Genomic DNA, 19,395 nt, shown 5'->3' on the forward strand with positions numbered 1-19,395 from the left:
CAATGGACCTTTAAGACCATAATTCTGTCATATTTTGTTTATATCCCTCTCAGTTTTAAATCAACTTGCAGTAAAAATTGCTATCTTCATTTTATGGAAGGCAATTCAGGAGCGGTTAGGCAGATGCTCGGGCGCTTATTTAAAAATAAAGGAGCCATATTTGGGCTGGTAGTTATCCTGGCTGCTATTTTTATAGCCGTGTTTGCCTATTTTCTAGCCCCCGACGGTTCTCCTGATGCCAACAGAATGATCCCTGCCATTGCCAATAAAAAGCCGCAGTTTCAAATGTCCTTTATTAAGGTAAAGACGAGTAAACAGCCAGTCAGTACGGGCTTTTTTAGGCAGCTCTTAAATGGCAAACCAGACAGCTATAAGTATATCCCTATTTCTTCAGTGAATGTGCAAGGCGATACGTATTATGTAGAGGAATTTATTGACGAGGATGTTAGTCGGGAAGCTTTTTATAATCAAGATGACTTAGCCCCGCAGCCCATTGTGCAACTCACTTTTTGGCTAGGTACCGATAAATTTGGCAGAGATATTCTCAGTAGATTAATATTGGGTACCAGAGTCAGTCTGGCAGTTGGGCTTGTGGCTGTTTTGCTTTCGCTTACCGTTGGTATTTTCCTTGGGGCAGTTGCTGGTTATTTTGGCGGTAAAACAGATAATGCGATTATGTGGCTGATTAATGTTGTATGGTCCATCCCGACTTTATTATTAGTTTTTGCTTTGACGCTGGCACTCGGAAAGGGCTTCTGGCAGGTCTTTATTGCCGTGGGGCTTTCTCTTTGGGTCAGTGTGGCAAGGCTTGTGCGGGGCCAGATCATGGCCATGAAATCCCTGGAATACATAGAAGCAGCTCAGGTACTCGGCTTTAGCAATAGCCGGATTATTATCAGGCATCTATTGCCCAATATCATCGGCCCGGTCATGGTAATCGCTGCCAGCAATTTTGCTTCAGCCATCATCATAGAAGCAGGGTTAAGCTTTCTGGGACTAGGGGTTCAGCCGCCAATGTCCAGCTGGGGCCTGATGATTAAGGAGAACTATAATTTTATAATTACCAGTAATCCTGCCCTGGCCTTAATCCCGGGAATTGCCATTATGCTATTGGTGCTGGCTTTTAATTTATTGGGTAATGGGCTAAGAGATGCCACGGACAGCTCAGCCATCACTACTGCCTCCTGATCTGTTTTTATTGATAATTTATGGTTTATTTATGCGGTTTCGCTCTTTCGTATTGAATGGGATAATCTGCATTCCCATCCAGTTGCATCTGAGCGTGGAGTGGTAAATAAGGATCTCTAAGCAGGGCTCTTGCCATAAGAATAACATCCGCACTGCCTTCGTTTAAGATCGCTTCTGCCTGCAGCGCATCGGTAATCAGGCCAACTGCACCGGTTTTAATGCCCGCTTCTTTTTTTATTGCTGCTGCAAATGCTACTTGATAACCAGGACCCACCGGTATCTGAACGCCTGGGATCAACCCGCCTGTAGACGTATCAATTAATTCCACGCCCTGTTGTTTTAAAATAGCGGAAAGCTGTACGGTTTCTGCTGCGGTCCATCCACCCTTTTGATCTGCCCAGTCGGTCGCAGAGAGTCTGACCCAAAGACTTTGCTTAGCCGTAAGCTCCGACTTTACTGCCATTGTGACTTCCAGCAAAAAACGGATCCTGTTTTCAAAACTGCCGCCATATTCATCGGTTCTTTGATTGCTTAAAGGAGAGAGAAACTGATGGATCAGATACCCATGGGCACCATGAATTTCAATAACATCAAATCCAGCCTCCCCGGCTCTTCTGGCGCCCTGAGCAAAGGCTTCGATTAATGCCTCTATCTGAGAGGACGATAGCGCCAGCGGCGCATCGTCCGTATCATTAAAAGGGATTGCAGATGGCGCCAGTGTTTTCCAGCCGCCAGTAGAAGGTGTCAATTGAGTCCTGCCCTTCCAGGGTGCCATCGTGCTGGCTTTTCTGCCAGCATGAGCCAACTGGACAGCGGCCAGTGCCCCTTGTTTATGTATAAAATCTGTAATCTGTTTTAATTTTTCAATGTGCCCATCCTGCCAGATGCCCAGATCCTCTGGAGAAATTCTGCCTTCAGGACTGACGGATGTTGCTTCGGTAATAACCAGCGCGGCACCGCCGACAGCGCGACTACCAAGATGAACCAAATGCCAGTCATTGGCAAAACCATCTACAGCGCTATACTGGCACATCGCAGCCACCACCAGTCGGTTTTTAAGGGTCAGTCGTTCAAGGGTCAGGGGAGAAAATAAGGTTGACATAATATAATATATGTGTTTATTAAGTAATGTATTAGAAATTTTGCCACCTAAACCGGCAGCGTAGTTCAAAAATAAGCATTTACACTTCGCTTAAGATAAAGGGAAAAGCCAAAATTTCAGTTGTGCAAGTGACAAGGAAGAAAGGAAGTAGCCTGAATCCAGGTGCCTGGCTATAATTTTTAAAGATCTGGGTTTAGGCTATCTTTGCCAAATGACAGCATCTAACATATCAGATAAGAACCAGAAACAAGGCCAGCCTGCACACAGTCCAGCAACTGATACGCATCTAAATGCAGCTGCAGCCGTGGCAGCAGATAATAGTCAAAATGCAGACCAGGACGGGGATCAAGTGTCCGGTGCTGAAAATGATCAGGAGGATCTTTATGAGAAGAAAATTTATATCATTGACGGCGGCCAGCAACCGTTGCGCATTGATAAATGGATGCAGGCCCGTATTGAATATGCGACCCGTAGTAAGATTCAAAAGGGGATCGACGCCGGCTTTCTGACTGTCAATGGCAAACCGGTTAAAAGCAATTACAAAGTTCGCCCGGGCGATGAAGTCGTCTGGTTGCATTATACCAACCCTGAGTATTCAGAGATCAAGCCCGAGCCTTTAAATTTGGATATCGTTTATGAGGATGATGCGGTAATGGTCATCAACAAGGCGCCCAATATGGTCGTCCACCCAGGGGTGGGCAATTATACAGGCACGCTGCTAAACGGAGTGGCCTACCATCTGTTACAACAAAACCCAGAGATCAACGATGAGTCGCTGCCCAGGTTCGGTCTGGTGCATAGAATTGATAAGAATACCACGGGTTTGATTGTCCTTGCCAAAACCGCTGCGGCCGCTTCGCATCTGGCCCGGCAGTTTTTTGAACACACCGTTACCAGAAAATATGTAGCCGTCGTCTGGGGAGACCTGAAGGAAGAAGAAGGGACTGTTAATGCGCATATTGCCCGCCATGAAAGGATGCGTAAAATGTTCACTACTTATCCGGAAGGGGATAAGGGCAAGCATGCTATCACCCATTATAAAGCGTTGCAAAGGCTTAATTACGTTAGTGTTGTAGAGTGCATCCTAGAAACCGGTAGAACCCATCAGATCCGGGTTCATATGAAATCTATCGGTCATACATTATTTAATGACCATGAATATGGGGGAGACCGGATCTTAAAAGGCACGATTTATACGAAGTATAAACAATTTGTGGATAATTGCTTTGAAATTTGTCCTCGATGCGCCCTGCATGCCAAAACCCTGGGTTTTGTACATCCGGTGACAGGGGAGCGGTTATTTTTTGATTCTCCATTGCCAGCAGATATGACGGGGCTGATTGATAAATGGACCCGGTATATTCAGCACCGGCCTTTGGAAGAGTCGTAAAAGAAAAGACCTTTAGCCTTAATAAAGGGTGAAAAATCTTGCAAATGAGGGCTGTTTTTTAAATTTTGGCGCTCAGAAAGGCCCCGTTTGCCAATTAAATTTTACATTGCAGGCTTATCTTAAAAAATTATCAGTATGCAAACAGCAAAAAAAGGTGATAAAGTAAAAGTACATTATCACGGAAAGCTAACCGACGGAACCACTTTTGATAGTAGTGAAGGCCGTGCACCGCTGGAATTCGAAGTAGGAAGTGGCCAGGTGATCCCGGGCTTTGACGAAGGGGTTACCGGATTACAAATAGGAGAAAAGAAAACTGTTAATATCCCGGCAGCACAGGCCTATGGCCCCGTGTCTGATGATCAGATCGTTGAATTTCCTAAAAGCCAGTTTCCAGCGGATATGACACCTGAAGTCGGTATGCCACTTCAGATGAGCAATGACCAGGGACAGACTTTCCAGGTAGTGATCAAAGAAGTAAAAGAAGATTCAGTTGTACTGGATGCCAATCATCCTCTGGCAGGTAAAGATCTGGTTTTCGATATTGAACTGGTAGACATCGTTCCAGGTAAATCATCTATTATTATGCCTTAAGGTTTAGGTAGATAGAAACGGTTATCAGGAAATCAGGGTAAGTGAATTAAATAAGGTGCGAAATATTGACATTGTAAAAATTTTCCAACGTTTTCCCCTGATAATCAATTACAAAATAAATAGTTAGTTACAAATCTTACAAAGGCTTTCAGTTCTTAATTTTTATTGATAGAACGTAGGCAATTGTATAAAATAAAAGGCAGCGGCTCATTTCTTTGTAGAAATACCGCTGCCTTTCTATGTTTTTAGTTAACTGTCTTTATTTCAGGACTTCAGAGAGCTTGTTTTCCAGGTCTTCGCCCCTAAGGTTCTGAGCGATAATTTTCCCTGTTGGGTCTAATAAAACATTAAAGGGAATGCCGCTAATCTGATAGGCGCCCACTGCGGCACTGCTCCAGTATTTTAGATCACTCATATGATTCCAGGTCAGGTGATCGTGCATAATCGCCTTTGTCCAGGCTTCTTTATCCTTATCCAAAGAGACGCCAAGAATTGTAAAGTTCTTGTCTTTGAACTGATTGTAAGCTTTTACCACATTTGGATTTTCTGCCCGACAAGGACTACACCAACTGGCCCAAAAATCAACCAATAAGTATTTACCCTTAAAGTCACTGATTTTAATATCCTTACCGTCCGGGCTTTGCATTTCAAGATCAGGAGCCTGTTTATTCATTAAGGGATAATTATTAGGGTTATTAGAAGCCAGGCTTACCTTAAGTTGACTGGTCAGTGCGGCTAGGGAGCCATCTTCCGGGAACCTTTCACTGGCTTTTTGCGTAATAGGAAATAACGCCTCCGGCTGAATGGAACGGGGAGCCATAAGTTTCAGCACATAGAAAGCAGCAACAGGAGAGGGTGTACTTGCTGTAAATTGCTCTATGTCCTTATTCATCTGGATGATTTGCTGATCCCTTTGCGTACCCAAAGCGTCTCTGATAGAATCATCCTTTGCGGTGGGGGCGCTCAGCTTATGGTTGGCATCCAATGCCCTGAATGTCTCAACAATAGTAGAATCATCCTTTCTGTAGGTCGCTAAAAATTGATATAGGCCACTTGTGGCAACAGACCCTTTAATCTCTGGGGTCATGGGGTGATCCCCATTGATATTTAAAGTGGCACTTGAAGCGTCATTGATAAATAAAAAGGGATAGCCTTCCGCGGGTTGGATAACAAAGAGGTGCTGTCCTTTAATTTTGGTTGTTTTGAAGCTGTAAGTACTGTCCTTAGTAACACTGACAGAGTCCAGCATGATCGGTGAACCGGTTGCAAAATTAATTTGCTTTAAATACACTTTGGCTGCTTTGGCGTGGGTAAGTTTTCCGGATACAGAAAAATCGCCACCTTTGACCCCTTCATGAGAACCTGTACCCTGTGCACAACTAGCCAGACAGATCAGACAAAAGAGACTACAGACAAAGCTTAAATTTCTATAATACATAAATGGTTTAGATTGATTCAAAATAATTTTTACTTTTTTAATGATTTGGGGACTAAGGCTTTAAAAATGGATTATGTTGCATTTCATGTTGGATAGAGGTTTTCGGCCCATGTCCCGGATAGACCTGCGTTTGCCCAGGCAAGTTGAACAATTTTTCCTTAATACTATGTAAAAGTTGCTGATGATTGCCGCCTGGTAAATCTGTCCGGCCTATGCTTTCATAAAATAAAGCGTCTCCACTTATTACAAAATCCTGTTGCTGGCAGTAAAATGCCAGACTGGCCGGGCTATGTCCCGGTACCAGGATGGCCACCAACTCATCCTCATCTAAATGTATCCTGTCGCCTTCATGAATATATTGAAACGCACCTTCATAGGCTTCAAAATCAAGCCCATACTGATTTGCGATTCCTGCACTGGCCTCATGCAAAGGCTCTTCGTCCGGGTGAATCTGAGGCGTCAGCTGATGCGCCGCAGCTACCCAGCTGTTGCCAAATACGTGATCCAGGTGGCAATGGGTGTTAAGCAGGCCCACTATATTAAGGCCTCTTCTTAAGATAAAATCCTTCATGGTCTGCACTTCAGCCGGAAAATAAGTGCCCGGATCTATGATCAGGGCATTGCCTTTTTCATTATAAAGCACATAGGTGTTTTCCTGGAACGGGTTAAAGGTAAATATTTCAATTGTAAACATAGGCTATTAACTATTTGACTTCTTAACTACTTACTTATTATTTAATTGTATTATGTATATTATAATGTTTAATATTTTTTGCTTGGATTTTTCAGATGTAGCGGGACTAACCAAACAAATGCCCTATGCAGGCCTGCCATGATCAATTACCCAACTAATCTCCCCAAATTGAAAATAAGGCACCGGAGCTCCGATGATCCAGAGCCTTCCTTGAGCATCCACCATTTGAATGGTCACCTGCAAAAGCTGCTCCTTATAAATTACTTTTACGATCTGCTCCTTATTATAGAGGGCTTGATTATAAGCGGTTAACAGTCCTTCAGGATCTCGCAGGAATTGCTGATAGCGCGTTTCCAAATAACCACATAATGTCTTAGTGGACTGTTCAATATCGTAGTTTTTGCCCGTAATTTGTCTAAGCGAAACAGCTTTTGTTTCCATTTCCCCTGAAAAAGCGCCCTGATTCATGTTTATGCCCATTCCGGCAACAGCCCACTGCCAGATTTGTCCTTTTATACTGTTTTCTATTAAAATACCAACTGCCTTTCTGTCTGACCAGTATATGTCATTCGGCCATTTTATCCGGGTTTTTTCTCCGGCAAAATGACTGAAAAAGTCATAAACGCCTAAAGAGATAGCCATACTGAGCTCAAAATTCCTTGTAAGTGAGACCCCCTTCATGTCTAAAACGACTGACAGGGCGATGTTCTGGCCCGGGGCGCCCTGCCAGGTGCGTCCCCGCTGACCTTTGCCGGCAGATTGAAACCTTGCCAGGACTGCGTGACCATGGTGTGCCAATCCATGTATGGCCAGACCGGTGGCATAGTTGTTGGAACTCTCTACTTCGTTCAGAATCGTTAAGGGATTACCAATCATGGATTTTCAGTAAAATAAGCGAAAAGAATTACTATTTTTGCGAAGATAGGTCAATCAGCTCCGATTTCAGATAACAGGTAAAAGTTAAAATTCTGGTTAGCGAGTGGTGTTTAACCAATTTAAACTATTTTTAATTTAATCTAATTTTAATATTGACGACAAAAGCGACACAGGAAACTCCGGGAAAAGTGACCAGACTGGCAAAAAATGCAAAATTGATCAAAACGATCATTGGTGCAATCCAGGCTAAAAAAGGGTCAAATATACTTTCACTGGACCTAAGAAACATACCGGAAGCTGTAGCTGATTTCTTTATCATATGTGAGGCAGACAGTACAACACAGGTAAAGGCGATCGGAGATTTTATAGAAAAAGAGGTAAAAGAGAATTTAGGAGAGTCCGCCTTTCATGCTGAAGGCAAAGGGTCCCTGAATTGGGTACTGGTAGATTATGTGAATGTTGTGGCGCATATCATGTTGCCGGAGGCCAGACGATTATACAGTCTGGAAGAACTCTGGTGTGATGCGCCTGAGCACAAATATGAATCATGACCCTCCTTATATGTTAATAATCGAGCAATTACATAAACAACTGCAATAGCGTTTGCAGGATTTCAATCATTTATGGCACAAAACAACGACAAAAGAAGAATACCAAACCTCGGAGGGGCCTCGGGTCAAATAATAATGGCCGAAAACCTTCAAAAGGCCCAAGTATTTACTGGATATATGGTTTGATTGTTATTGCTATCATCGGGTATAGCTTTTTTGCTAAGAACAGCCCCGATATGGTAACCATCACACAGCCCACATTTACGCAAGATTTACTCGCACAAGGCGATGTTACCAAATATGACCTGGTCGATAATGCGGAAAAATATGTCAGGGTCTATGTCAATAAAGACAGCCTGGGTAAGCCCTTTTATAAACAGACCTTTAAAGGCCGCATAGTAGATCCGGCCAATTACAGTAATCAGCCGCTGTTTCAGTTTCGGGTGGTCGACCTTAAGGCCTTTCAGACACAGTTAAACGATTTTCTGGCAGCCAATCCTCAGATCAAACAGCCTGACTGGACAACCGTCAGCGATAATAATTTCTGGAGCAGCCCAATTTTCAGTACCCTGATTACTTTGGTGGGACTCGCACTCATCTGGATCTTAATGATGCGTAAGATGAGCGGCGGCATGGGGGGCGGCGCCGGAGGCGGCGGTGGCATCTTCAGTGTCGGAAAATCCAAAGCCCAGCTATTTGAGAAAGGTTCCAAAATGGATATCACTTTTAAAGATGTGGCGGGGCTCGATGAGGCTAAAGTAGAAGTTATGGAGATTGTGGACTTTCTCAAAAGTCCTAAAAAATATACCAATCTTGGGGGTAAGATCCCGAAAGGGGCCCTTTTGGTAGGCCCCCCGGCACGGGTAAGACCTTGCTGGCAAAAGCCATGGCAGGCGAAGCGCAAGTGCCGTTTTTCTCCATGTCCGGTTCGGACTTTGTAGAAATGTTCGTAGGCGTCGGTGCTAGCCGTGTACGTGATTTGTTTAAACAGGCCAGGGAAAAAGCGCCTTGTATCATCTTTATTGATGAAATTGATGCGATCGGACGGGCCAGAGGCAAGAATGCCATGATGAGCAATGATGAAAGAGAAAATACCTTAAATCAGCTCCTGGTGGAAATGGATGGATTTGGCGGCGACAGCGGTATCATTATACTGGCAGCCACCAACCGACCAGATGTATTGGATAGTGCCCTGTTACGTCCGGGACGTTTTGATCGTCAGATTTCTATAGATCGTCCGGATGTCAAAGGGCGCGAAGATATCTTTAGGGTGCATTTAAAACCGATTAAAGTATCCCAGTCACTCGATATTCATAAACTGGCAGAGCAGACACCGGGTTTTGCCGGTGCGGATATTGCTAATATCTGTAATGAAGCGGCCCTGATCGCTGCCAGAAAAGGCAAGGAAGGGGTGGATATGGACGATTTTAATGACGCCATTGATAGAGTCATCGGAGGTCTGGAAAAGAAAAACAAGATTATCGCGCCCCACGAAAAAGAAATCATTGCCTATCACGAGGCAGGCCATGCGATTTGTGGCTGGTTTTTGGAGCATGCTTACCCCTTATTAAAAGTAACCATTGTTCCCAGAGGCACGGCGGCACTTGGCTATGCTCAATATACACCCAAAGAGCAGTATCTCTATAATACCGACCAGCTATTGGATCAGATCTGTATGACCCTTGGCGGAAGGGCGTCTGAGCAAATCTTCTTTGGTAAGATCTCTACAGGTGCTTCCAATGACCTGCAGCAAGTTACTCGTACGGCTTATTCCATGATTACCGTTTACGGTATGAATGAAAAAGTGGGCAACCTGAGCTATTATGATCCGCAGCAGGAAAATCAGTTTACAAAACCTTTTAGTGAGGAGACCGGCAAACTGATCGACGAGCAGGCAAGAGAGCTGGTGGAAAAGGCTTATAAAAGAACACTGGGCTTACTTACCGAACGGAAGAGTGAAGTGGAAAAACTAGCCAAAGCCTTATTGGAAAAAGAAGTGCTCTTTAAAAGTGATGTAGAAGCCTTAATTGGCAGACGACCGCATGATGAAGAACCGGAAGAGGAAGATCCGCAGCCCGCCGGACTTAGTGAAGGCGTTCCTCCTTATGACGGATCCATCAAACAGGTACCTTCTGCTTCCAGTGATGAGCAGCAAAATAAAAGCACTATTGCTTAAGTAATAGGGGAATTGATCCGCATGCTTTAGCAAATAAGCTAAGCATGAAGCTTGGAAGAATATAAGCGTATCATAATATAATATAATATAATATAATATAATAAAATATAACATAATTATATTTTGTACGCCATAAAGAAAATGCCTATCTGACCACTTTTGAAGTTGTCGATAGGCATTTTCCATTAAGCGCAGTATCTTTACATAGGAATTAAAAGATAACAAGACAAGTGGGTAGCCCTGCTTTGCAGGGCCACCGGTAGTAAGAAGTACATACAAGCAGACCCGAAATCAATATATGAAAACTGTAACGGCCAAAGAACAAATATTAAACAGAATAAAAAGGCACTTTCACAGAGTACTCCCATGCCATTCCCGGAGAAGCAAAGCATGACCCGTGATCAGGTGATCGTTCCTAAAACAGAAGAGTTGACGGTGTTATTTGCAGAGAATTTTTCTGCCGTGCAGGGACAGTTCATTTATTGCATAGATGAAGCGGAGCTGGTGGCCAAATTAAACGGGTTGCAACAGCATAGAAACTGGCCCAGAATCTTTTGCAGGGAGGCAGGCCTGATCGATTTATTACAGCATCATGATTTTAGGGGACTGGAATTTAGCCCGCAGGCGGGGGCGCCGGTCGCCATCACAGGATGTGAGAAACTAATAGCCAGAACGGGTAGTATCATGATGAGTACCCGCCAAAGCAGTGGCAGGACCACCAGTGTATATACGCCCATTCATATCTGTATTGCCTATACCAGTCAACTGGTTTATGATATAGAAGAAGGACTGACTTTTATCCAGCAGGGTCAAAAAAATATGCCCTCTCTTATCACACTTGCGACCGGCCCCAGCCGGACCGCTGATATTGAAAAGACCCTGGTTGTTGGTATACACGGGCCAGGAGAAGTCTATTGTTTTGTCGTAGAAGATCAGTTGTAAAGTTTATGACACAAGAATCACTGCATACTATAAAATTAAATGATGCCCGGCCAGACAGACAGATTTATTTCTTGTCTGACTTTCATCTGGGTGCGCCGGATTATAAAAGTAGTCTGATCCGGGAAAAAAAGATTCTTCGCTTTTTAGACTTCATTGAAGACAAAGTAGCGGAACTTTTTATCCTGGGGGATATGTTTGATTTTTGGTATGAGTATAAAAAAGTAGTGCCTAAAAATTATGTAAGACTGCTTGGAAAACTAGCCAGTATGGCAGATCAAGGTATACCGATTCATTTTTTTGTGGGCAACCATGATATGTGGATGAAAGACTATTTTGAAAAAGAGTTGGGTATCCGAGTGTATTTTCAGCAGCAAAGTTTTTCCGCCAACGATAAACGCTTTTATATAGCGCATGGGGACGGCTTAGGCCCTGGCGATAAAGGCTATAAGTTTTTAAAAAAGGTATTTCGTAGCCCGCTTTGTAATTGGTTGTTTGGAAAACTGCATCCGGATGTAGGAATTGGCCTTGCCAATTACTTCAGCCGAAAAAGCAGGGCCAAGACCGGATCGGCAGATGGACTTTGGATGGGGGCAGAAAGTGAATGGCTGGTGCTGCATTCCAAAGAGGTCTTAACCCAAGAGCATTTTGATTATTTTATTTATGGACACCGTCATTATCCTATCCTGGAAAGTCTTGAAAAAGACAGCCAGTATATTAATCTGGGAGACTGGATCACGCATTTTACTTACGGCAGTTTTGATGGAGTACAAATGAAACTTCAAAAATGGGAGCAGTAAATATTAGTAAGCATACCGAGGGGATAGATGCCGCCGCCCTTTTAACAACCTTACTTAGGTTGGGGAAGGAAAAGTGCCGCTATGGACATAGGTATAGAAAGGCTGCATTTTGCAATCCTTTTATGGTTATTTGCATGTTACTGATTTTGCAGTTGTTGGTTGTCCCGGTAACAGGTAGCGCCCAAAGCGAACACGTGGAAAGATTAAATGACTCCGGCGTAATACCCACACAAACTGCACTTGCCATTCGCGGACATTTTAAACATGTTGAACTCGATAAGTTAGGCAATCTGTTTTTACTGGGTACTAATGGGAGCCAGTTCACCGAGTATAATAAAAAAGGGGACAGTATTAATCATTATGACAATATCAGCAGCTACGGGCAGCTCTCGGAATTAGATGTATCCAATCCGCTAAAGCTGGCTGTTTACTATAGAGATTATGCAACCATTGTCGTACTGGACAGATTTTTGAGTCCGGTCAATACCATTGATCTTAGAAAAGCGGGTATCTGGGAAGCGCAGACCATCGCCACCAGTTATGATAATCAATACTGGGTCTATGACAAGCAAGAAGCAAGGATCAAAAAAGTCAACGGACAGGGCAAAGTTACTTTTGCATCCAGCGATCTCAGGCAGGTATTTGACGATGGATTGGATCCGGTTCGTTTACTGGATAGAGACGGATTATTATATGCCTATGACCCTGGATATGGTTGGTACATTTTTGATTATTACGGGGCACTGAAGCAAAAGATTCCAGTTAAAGGGTTGCGGGATGTAAGCGTAACGGATGGGATTCTGACGGCCAGGATCCAGGTAGCAGGTAAAGACCAGCTATGGCTAATGGATCCTAACCGACTCGCTGCAGCACCTTTGCAGGAAAATCTACCGGATGCCGCCAGCAGCGGTTTAGGCACTATCCGCCAATCACTTTTTATAGGTAGTACTGGTAAATTGCTCCTATTGACAGACGCAGGGCTTAGCACCTTATTTATTGGTACGCGGTAAAGTTGCTGAAAGGTTTCATTTATTTTTTTTTGTTACTTTACGTATAAATATTACGCAGGCTATGGCAAATAATATGTTACAATATACGATCCTAAGCAACAGCGCTGCTTCATGGCTGATCGCCTTTGGCATCATTATTTTTATGATCCTGTTTGCCAAAGGGATCTCCAAATTGGTTGCCTGGTTCAGTGTGCGCTATCTGACTAAAGTAGATCATCGTAATTTTAAAGAGACGATCAGTCAGCGGCTAGCAAGGCCACTGAGCCGGTTTCTTTTTTGGCTAATCACCTTTATTGCCTTAAATAACCTGTATTTTCCCAGGGCACTGGATTTTTTCGTCTTTAAATTACATTTTAGCGATATTGTTCATAAGCTAGCCATGGCTCTATTGATTTTTTTGTTTTTTAATATGCTGATTGGTGTCGTGCATATGGTAGCAACAGTATTTAAACGATCCGCTAGTAAAAGCGCAGACCGGTCTTTGATACAGCTGACTTCTTTACTGTCTGATCTGGTTCGGGCAATTCTGGTCGTTTTATGTATTCTGGTCATCTTCAAAAGCTTTTTTAATATTACCGCTGCTTCCTTTGCTACCAGTATTGGGCTGGTTACAGCAGCCCTGGCTTTGGCTGCCAAAGACACAGTTGAAAATATTATTTGTTCCATTATTATTTTGCTGGACAAGCCCTTTTTACTCGGAGATTATATTTCCGTAAATGGTACAAGTGGTAATGTGGAAAGAATCGGCCTTAGAAGAACCGTGCTCAGGACCGATACAAAAACACTGGCCAGTGTTCCTAACAGGGATTTAACAGGCAATAAGCTGGAAAATGTCAGTAACCAAACCTTTAGAAGGTTCAGGCAGGAAATCCGGCTGGCACCAGCAGCAACGGCAGGTCAGCTTGAAAATTTTGTGCAGGGAATCAAGGAGATTATCACAGCCCAAGGCGCGGTGGTTACCTCTAATACCATTTTTCTTAAGAATACCGGCAATCAAGGTCACATTGTTTTTATGGAATATTTTGTGTCCATTACCATGGCCTACGCTGATTTTTGCGCACTGAACCAAAAAATAAATCTGGATATCATCACCAAAATGGAAGCGCTCGGCTTACAGCAAGTCCTCATAATAGCTGACCTGAACAAATAATTTAAAAATTAAGTGGCGATGACTATATTGGAAGTTGCCGGGAAACTCAAAATAGCAAAAGAGTAAGATTTTTTGAAGCGTTAATCATTATTCGAAAGTCTTATTAAATGAGTTGAAAAGGTTCTTATTTAAGGTCATTCAATAGCTTTAATAACTCTTTTTTACGAACTACTCGGTTGAGAAAATGTCTCTTGACAAGTTTATCATACAGATGCCTGGCTTTTCACCATAAAGCACCCGTATAATGGAGCTCCTGATTTACTTTACTTACCAAGTCATCACCGTCCAGGCGGCTGTAAAGGTATCGTCGGCACCAATGGATAATATTCCTTCCTTTTCTTCCAATTTACCTGTAGTCTGCACACTGTCAGTGATACCGTGCCATGGTTCTATACACACAAAATCTGCATCCTTGGCACTCCAGATTCCCATATATGGAAATCCTTTAAAATCCAAAGTCAGCCCATGCGCTGTTTTATCACTTTCCAGCTTGATGGAGCTGGATTGCAAGGTTTTAAAGACTAGGGCATCCTCGTAGAACAGGGACTTTTTAAGGGGAGTTCATCTGTGTTTTGCAGGAAAATCTGTGGGTCCTCCGCCAGCAGGCCATCAGAGGTCAGCAGATAACGTGCCGTATTCTCAAACTCATTAAAGCTAAGTACATAATCTTCATAAGTTGTTCCGTTGACTAGCGGCACCTTAAAAGCCGGATGTGCGCCAATGGAAAACCAAAGTGTTTTCTCGTCTTGATTGAGTACTTCATATTGGACATGCAGCCTGTTTTCAGCAATACCATAATGGATCCTGAGTTCAAAATAAAAAGGATACTTTTCCAGTGTGGCAGCTGTCTGCTGTAAAGAAAAGGTAATATTGGTATCCGTTTTGGCCAGTACCGAAAACTCCATATCACGGGCAAAGCCATGACGAGAGAGGTGGTAAGTCTGGTTATTATACTGATAGCTGTCGTTTTTCAGACTGCCTACAATAGGGAACAATACAGGGCTATGTTTGCCCCAGAAAGCAGGGTCGCCGCTCCATAAATAGTCAAGACCGGTTTCCTTATTATATATCTTTTGGATTTCCGCACCTTTGGCGGATAAGTTAATTTCTAATTGCTCGTTCTGTAATGTGTACATAAAGGGGGTTATTCGTCAGAAACTTTTTCATCTTCCAGATTGGCCAGTACCCTGGAGCTTCTTTTTTGCATCGGGTTGGCATGGTTTTCATCAAAGAATTTTCTTTCCCGGATCAGATCCACACACTTATAAAGGGCGGCCAGGAAGGATTCATATTTAGCGATGCCTTTACCTGCAATGTCAAAGGCGGTTCCATGATCAGGACTCGTGCGCACGATGGGGAGACCGGCTGTATAGTTAACGCCTTCACCGGTGGAGAGTGATTTAAAAGGAATCAGCCCCTGGTCATGATACATTGCCAGAACGGCATCGAACTTTTGATAAGACGAATGTGCAAAAAAGGCGTCCGCACTATAGGGCCCAAAGGCCAGGATTCCTTTTTGCTTGGCCTCTTTAATGGTGGGGATAATAATTCGTTGTTCTTCATCACCAATCAACCCTTCATCGCCGCTGTGGGGATTCAGGCCCAAAACAGCAATTTTAGGTTTGTTAATATTAAAATCTCTGATCAGGCTGCTTTGCATGATCTTCAGTTTGCCCATAATGGCCTCACTGGTAATATGCTGAGCAACTTCGCTGATGGGGATATGTTCTGTTACGACAGCAACGCGCATATTTTCTGCGACCATCATCATGACGACATCAGACTGCTGAAAACTATCTCTAAGATAAGGCGTATGGCCGCTATAATGAAAACTGTCAGACTGAATGGTCTTTTTATGAATAGGTGCGGTTACCAGCCCCTGAATTTTGCCGGCTTTTAAATCACTAACGGCAGCTTCCAGGGATAAAAAAGCATATTTGCCCACGGCTGGTTCAAGCTGCCCCGGATGAATAGCCACCTCTTCTTCCCAGCAATTTTGCAGATTTGCCTGTTTAAAATTCAATTTTCCGTCCTCTCTGATAATAGAAAACTGGAAATTATTTTCATGAATGGATTTGCGGTAGAAATTAAGACATTTACTGTTTGCGTAGATAATTGGTGTGCAAACATCAAGTATTCTATTGTCACTCAGCGATTTAATGATGATCTCAAGGCCGATGCCATTCAAGTCGCCACAACTTAATCCAATAACAGGTTTAAAAAGTTCCTGACTCATTCCAAAATTGTTTTTACCCTGTAAATGTACCACTTTTCAGGAAGTTTTTGTAGCTATATGTAACATTTAAACCTAATTGGCCGTTTTAGGATAAAAGCAGCCGTCTGGAGGATGTTAAATCCTGTGCTGCTTTGTAATTTTTGGGTTGGTTTAGCGTTATTAATTGAGATTTAAAGAAATACGAGCTTATTAGATCAGAAAAACAAACAATAAATATATACACGGAAATAGCTATTCTGCTGCAGGGAGATTAAAGCATAAGAAACTGCGCGATTTGAGAATAAAAAGGCTGCGAGAAGGCAAGATCAAATCCTGCTTTAGCAACAAGGCAGTAGCGGAAAACTATAACTGAATGGGTATATACTAAAATGGAACTGTATTGAAACTAAGTGTCATTATTGTCAATTATAATGTCCGGTATTTCCTGGCACATTGTCTGGCTTCCTTGTCAAGTGCGATTGAGGGGATGGAAGCAGAGGTAATTGTTGTGGATAACTGTTCCTGTGACGGCAGTCTGGACTACCTGAAAGAAAAATTTCCGGAGGTGCATTTTATTGCCAATCCAGAAAATACGGGTTTTGCCAGAGCCAATAATTTGGCACTGTCGGTGGCAAAGGGTGAATTAGTATTATATCTCAATCCAGACACACTGGTCTCTGATAGTGCCATTCATAGCTGTCTGGCTTTTTTTGAGTGCAATGCCAAGGTTGGGGCGCTGGGTGTTAAAATGGTGGACGGCAGCGGCAGGTTTCTGCCAGAAAGCAAGCGGGCATTTCCTTCACCCCTGGTCTCTTTTTATAAACTCTGTGGGCTCTCCAAGCTTTTTCCTGAATCAAGGCATTTTGGTAAATATGCTTTAGGCTATCTCAATGAGAATTTAATCCATGAAGTTGAAGTCCTTGCCGGAGCCTTTATGATGGCCCGGACCTCTTTACTCAAGCAAAGTAAAGGTTTTGATGAAAGATATTTTATGTACGGGGAGGATATCGATCTAAGCTATTGCCTTCAACAGACCGGTTATAAGAACTATTATTTGGGCAATGTATCCATTATCCATTTTAAGGGCGAAAGTGCACAAAAAGGCAGCGTGAATCATCTGAAGAATTTCTATAAGGCCATGATCTTGTTCGTGGATAAACATTATAAGGGATGGACGGGACTCATCTATCGCGGTTTTTTAAAAGCCGCCATTGCCGGCCGGTATCTGATGAGTGTGGCTGCCAGTATCCTTCAGGCGGGCAAGCGAAAAAAGAGCGCAGGAAGGGCGCCGGATCTCAGCAGTTATTCCAGTATAGAATTACTCGGTGATGAAACCTCTGCCAGGCAGGCAGGTCATATCTGGAGTAAATATGCGCCCGGAACTTCTTTGCATTATACGCCGGCTAAGGGAGCACTTATGGCCACACCGCTTCAAAAAAGTGAAAAACGTGCCTGGGTGCTTTGCGTAGGCCCAGAATTTAATTATGATGCGGCTATCTTATTTTTGCAACGCCATGCACCGGTTAGTCATGTCTACTGGCATTACCTGAATTTTGACTCCATGATCAGCTCCAGTGATAAAAAGGGGCTGGGAGAGGTGCTGGTGGGATAAGGGGTTATACGAAAGCCAGGCAATTATGTCAGAAAATGTTTTATCGCGGCGCCGGTAATGGGCTGCCTAGAACCCGTCCAGGCTCCCCGCCAGGATAATAGAGGCCATCCACCTTAGCTAATTTTTTAAAAAAGCCATCCATCACCAATAACCATCCTTCAAATCTGTCTGATTTTATACTGCAGAACTACCTTTTTCTTTAGGCTTGCTTTGCCGTCGCAAGATCAAAAACCCTAAGATAATTTCCTCCGCCAATTTTCCCGATGGCCTTTTGATCATAACCAGCTTTCAATAAAGCTGCAACTAATTCATAATAAAATCCACTTGCACCTCCTTTTGTTAAGGGTGGCCATAGGCTATTGGTGGTTGTTTCACCTGAAGGCCGGTGCTGATGATTGCTTTTTCTCGGTTCCTTGGTTGAGCCGTTGATTACTGCCGGATGAACCTGCTTATTTTTGTCGTGTTGCTCAAAATGATCCTTGGGTGAATGGTAAGGTGTCGTCAGTTTTGTATCCGTGCCAATGGCGACATGGTCAATTCCCACCACATCTACCATGGCTTTTATATTATCTGCCATCTGCTGAGCATTATCCGCTAAATGCGTCCAAACACCAATCACGCCTCCCTGACTGGCCACGATTTTTGCCTGTGACTTGCTGATGAGTCTGGGTAGCATCATTTTGGCCATTGCCGGGTTATTACCCAGACGGGTATTAAGTCCTGTATGCGTAATGATCACCGGTTTGGTAGCCACTTTCAGGGCGCCATTTGTGGTATTATCGTCGGCGTGGGCAAGGTCAACCAAAATGCCCAACCGTTCTGATTCGCGGATAACCGAAGCGCCGAATTTAGTCAGACCGCCCCATCTGGGCGGCTCTGTAAAAATATCACCAAGAGGAGTGGATGCGTCATGATCGTGTAACAGGCCCAGATGTCTGAGCCCTCTGTCATAGGCAAGTTGTAGGCGGTCTACCTTGCCCTCCAAAAAATGACCTCCTTCAACAGATTGAATAACAGTTGGTTGTCCACTTTTATGGGCCTTGAGGATATCCGCGGTATTTAAGCAGCGGGTCATAGCATTTTTTGCAGCACTTCATCCATAGCTTTGAGACCTGTTAAAAATCTTTCATAGGCCTGCCCTTCATAGGTCAATTTTACATAATCGACTGCAAAGGTCATACAAATAGCAGATAACCCGGATTTTTGCATCTCGCTCGCCAAAGCGATATCCGGTCCAGGTAACTCCTCACTGAGCAAGGGCACGTCTATGTGGTTGTGCGTATCAATACCAATGGTGGCACGGACAATGTCCGTTATTTTGGGATCCAATCCACCAGGTGTTGCATTGGCTGCCAGCGGCCGTAATAATAAGCCAGCTGTAGCTGCTGACAATGACTGAATAAACAATCGTCTTGACCAATAGGTGGGCGTTATTTGCATGATATACTTGCTTTGTTTCTAAGGTAATATGACGGATGCAAATTTGGAAAACAAATCGACTAATTGGGTAATTTAGCCGATGAGCGGACAATCTGAGCGGCTTTATTAAAAATGCTTGACAGTTAAAAAGATAAACAGATAAACAGATAAACAGAGGTTATAAAGATATACAGATATAAAGATTAAATCAGCTAGTACTAGTAGAAGTCTTTGTGTATTTTAT

The 19,395-nt window shown here is 43.4% G+C and carries 20 protein-coding genes; 11 read left to right on the top strand and 9 right to left on the bottom strand.

All coding sequences use genetic code 11. The features are described 5' to 3' along the window. Window positions 1-93 precede the first annotated feature (93 nt). Window positions 94-1,188: an ABC transporter permease gene (locus tag FSB73_RS11030; protein ID WP_146781868.1), complete on the top strand. Its 1,095-nt coding sequence runs from the start codon at window positions 94-96 to the stop codon at window positions 1,186-1,188. 25 nt (window positions 1,189-1,213) lie between these two features. On the opposite strand, the gene FSB73_RS11035 is transcribed toward FSB73_RS11030, so the two are convergent. Further along, on the bottom strand, window positions 1,214-2,290 hold the full coding sequence (locus FSB73_RS11035) for an NADH:flavin oxidoreductase/NADH oxidase (protein WP_146781871.1): 1,077 nt from the start codon (window positions 2,288-2,290) through the stop codon (window positions 1,214-1,216). A 211-nt stretch (window positions 2,291-2,501) separates the two neighbouring features. On the opposite strand from FSB73_RS11035, the gene FSB73_RS11040 reads away from it, so the two are divergent. Next, entirely contained in the window at window positions 2,502-3,680 is a 1,179-nt protein-coding gene (locus FSB73_RS11040) for an RluA family pseudouridine synthase (RefSeq protein ID WP_146781875.1), read from the top strand. A gap of 135 nt (window positions 3,681-3,815) precedes the next feature. After that, window positions 3,816-4,271, top strand: coding sequence for an FKBP-type peptidyl-prolyl cis-trans isomerase (locus tag FSB73_RS11045; protein ID WP_146781878.1), 456 nt, complete (start codon window positions 3,816-3,818; stop codon window positions 4,269-4,271). Window positions 4,272-4,530: 259 nt separating this feature from the next. Here the strand turns inward: FSB73_RS11045 and FSB73_RS11050 are convergent, their stop codons facing one another. The 3 genes from FSB73_RS11050 to FSB73_RS11060 form a co-directional block, all read right to left on the bottom strand. After that, window positions 4,531-5,709 carry a TlpA disulfide reductase family protein gene (locus FSB73_RS11050; RefSeq protein ID WP_158639501.1) on the bottom strand — a complete coding sequence of 393 codons (1,179 nt, stop codon included), beginning with the start codon at window positions 5,707-5,709 and terminating at the stop codon, window positions 4,531-4,533. Between the two features lie 52 nt (window positions 5,710-5,761). After that, on the bottom strand, window positions 5,762-6,403 hold the full coding sequence (locus FSB73_RS11055) for an MBL fold metallo-hydrolase (protein ID WP_146781881.1): 642 nt from the start codon (window positions 6,401-6,403) through the stop codon (window positions 5,762-5,764). 123 nt (window positions 6,404-6,526) lie between these two features. Next, window positions 6,527-7,279, bottom strand: coding sequence for a biotin--[acetyl-CoA-carboxylase] ligase (locus tag FSB73_RS11060; protein ID WP_146781884.1), 753 nt, complete (start codon window positions 7,277-7,279; stop codon window positions 6,527-6,529). Window positions 7,280-7,431: 152 nt separating this feature from the next. Here FSB73_RS11060 and rsfS point away from each other — a divergent pair, with 152 nt between their 5' ends. From rsfS to FSB73_RS11090, 7 genes are all read left to right on the top strand, one after another. Beyond that, a complete protein-coding gene (rsfS, locus tag FSB73_RS11065; RefSeq protein WP_225974712.1) occupies window positions 7,432-7,830 on the top strand; it encodes a ribosome silencing factor in 399 nt (132 codons plus the stop codon). A 236-nt stretch (window positions 7,831-8,066) separates the two neighbouring features. After that, the gene (locus FSB73_RS24795; RefSeq protein WP_225974713.1) at window positions 8,067-8,771 is read left to right on the top strand and encodes a hypothetical protein; all 705 of its coding nucleotides are present in this window, start codon (window positions 8,067-8,069) and stop codon (window positions 8,769-8,771) included. Beyond that, complete coding sequence (gene ftsH, locus FSB73_RS11070; protein WP_262712576.1) at window positions 8,717-10,006, top strand: ATP-dependent zinc metalloprotease FtsH; 1,290 nt, start codon at window positions 8,717-8,719, stop codon at window positions 10,004-10,006. Before FSB73_RS24795 ends, ftsH begins: the two co-directional genes overlap by 55 nt. A gap of 366 nt (window positions 10,007-10,372) precedes the next feature. Further along, a complete protein-coding gene (locus FSB73_RS11075; RefSeq protein WP_146781890.1) occupies window positions 10,373-10,948 on the top strand; it encodes a LutC/YkgG family protein in 576 nt (191 codons plus the stop codon). Window positions 10,949-10,953: 5 nt separating this feature from the next. After that, the gene (locus FSB73_RS11080) at window positions 10,954-11,745 is read left to right on the top strand and encodes a UDP-2,3-diacylglucosamine diphosphatase (RefSeq protein ID WP_146781893.1); all 792 of its coding nucleotides are present in this window, start codon (window positions 10,954-10,956) and stop codon (window positions 11,743-11,745) included. Beyond that, window positions 11,733-12,755 carry a hypothetical protein gene (locus FSB73_RS11085; RefSeq protein WP_146781896.1) on the top strand — a complete coding sequence of 341 codons (1,023 nt, stop codon included), beginning with the start codon at window positions 11,733-11,735 and terminating at the stop codon, window positions 12,753-12,755. Before FSB73_RS11080 ends, FSB73_RS11085 begins: the two co-directional genes overlap by 13 nt. Window positions 12,756-12,816: 61 nt before the next feature. Then, window positions 12,817-13,905 (top strand): mechanosensitive ion channel family protein, encoded by a 1,089-nt coding sequence (locus FSB73_RS11090; RefSeq protein WP_146781899.1) that lies wholly within the window; start codon window positions 12,817-12,819, stop codon window positions 13,903-13,905. A gap of 267 nt (window positions 13,906-14,172) precedes the next feature. Here the strand turns inward: FSB73_RS11090 and FSB73_RS24800 are convergent, their stop codons facing one another. From FSB73_RS24800 to pdxA, 3 genes are read right to left on the bottom strand one after another with little or no spacing between them, the layout of a single operon-like run. After that, complete coding sequence (locus FSB73_RS24800) at window positions 14,173-14,415, bottom strand: aldose epimerase family protein (RefSeq protein ID WP_225974715.1); 243 nt, start codon at window positions 14,413-14,415, stop codon at window positions 14,173-14,175. Between the two features lie 11 nt (window positions 14,416-14,426). Next, window positions 14,427-15,041, bottom strand: a complete 615-nt coding sequence (locus FSB73_RS11095) for an aldose epimerase family protein (RefSeq protein ID WP_225974716.1) — start codon at window positions 15,039-15,041, stop codon at window positions 14,427-14,429. Window positions 15,042-15,049: 8 nt separating this feature from the next. After that, window positions 15,050-16,141 carry a 4-hydroxythreonine-4-phosphate dehydrogenase PdxA gene (pdxA, locus tag FSB73_RS11100; RefSeq protein ID WP_146781902.1) on the bottom strand — a complete coding sequence of 364 codons (1,092 nt, stop codon included), beginning with the start codon at window positions 16,139-16,141 and terminating at the stop codon, window positions 15,050-15,052. Window positions 16,142-16,520: 379 nt separating this feature from the next. Here pdxA and FSB73_RS11105 point away from each other — a divergent pair, with 379 nt between their 5' ends. Beyond that, window positions 16,521-17,732, top strand: a complete 1,212-nt coding sequence (locus FSB73_RS11105) for a glycosyltransferase family 2 protein (RefSeq protein ID WP_146781905.1) — start codon at window positions 16,521-16,523, stop codon at window positions 17,730-17,732. Window positions 17,733-17,931: 199 nt separating this feature from the next. Here FSB73_RS11105 and FSB73_RS11110 read toward each other — a convergent pair whose 3' ends face one another. Both FSB73_RS11110 and FSB73_RS24805 read right to left on the bottom strand, forming a co-directional pair. Further along, on the bottom strand, window positions 17,932-18,807 hold the full coding sequence (locus FSB73_RS11110; protein ID WP_225974717.1) for a dipeptidase: 876 nt from the start codon (window positions 18,805-18,807) through the stop codon (window positions 17,932-17,934). Beyond that, entirely contained in the window at window positions 18,804-19,172 is a 369-nt protein-coding gene (locus FSB73_RS24805) for a hypothetical protein (RefSeq protein ID WP_225974718.1), read from the bottom strand. The genes FSB73_RS11110 and FSB73_RS24805 overlap by 4 nt, the downstream gene beginning before the upstream one ends. Window positions 19,173-19,395: the final 223 nt, after the last annotated feature.

This window comes from Arachidicoccus ginsenosidivorans, assembly GCF_007971385.1.
Classification (GTDB): Bacteria; Bacteroidota; Bacteroidia; order Chitinophagales; family Chitinophagaceae; genus Arachidicoccus; species Arachidicoccus ginsenosidivorans.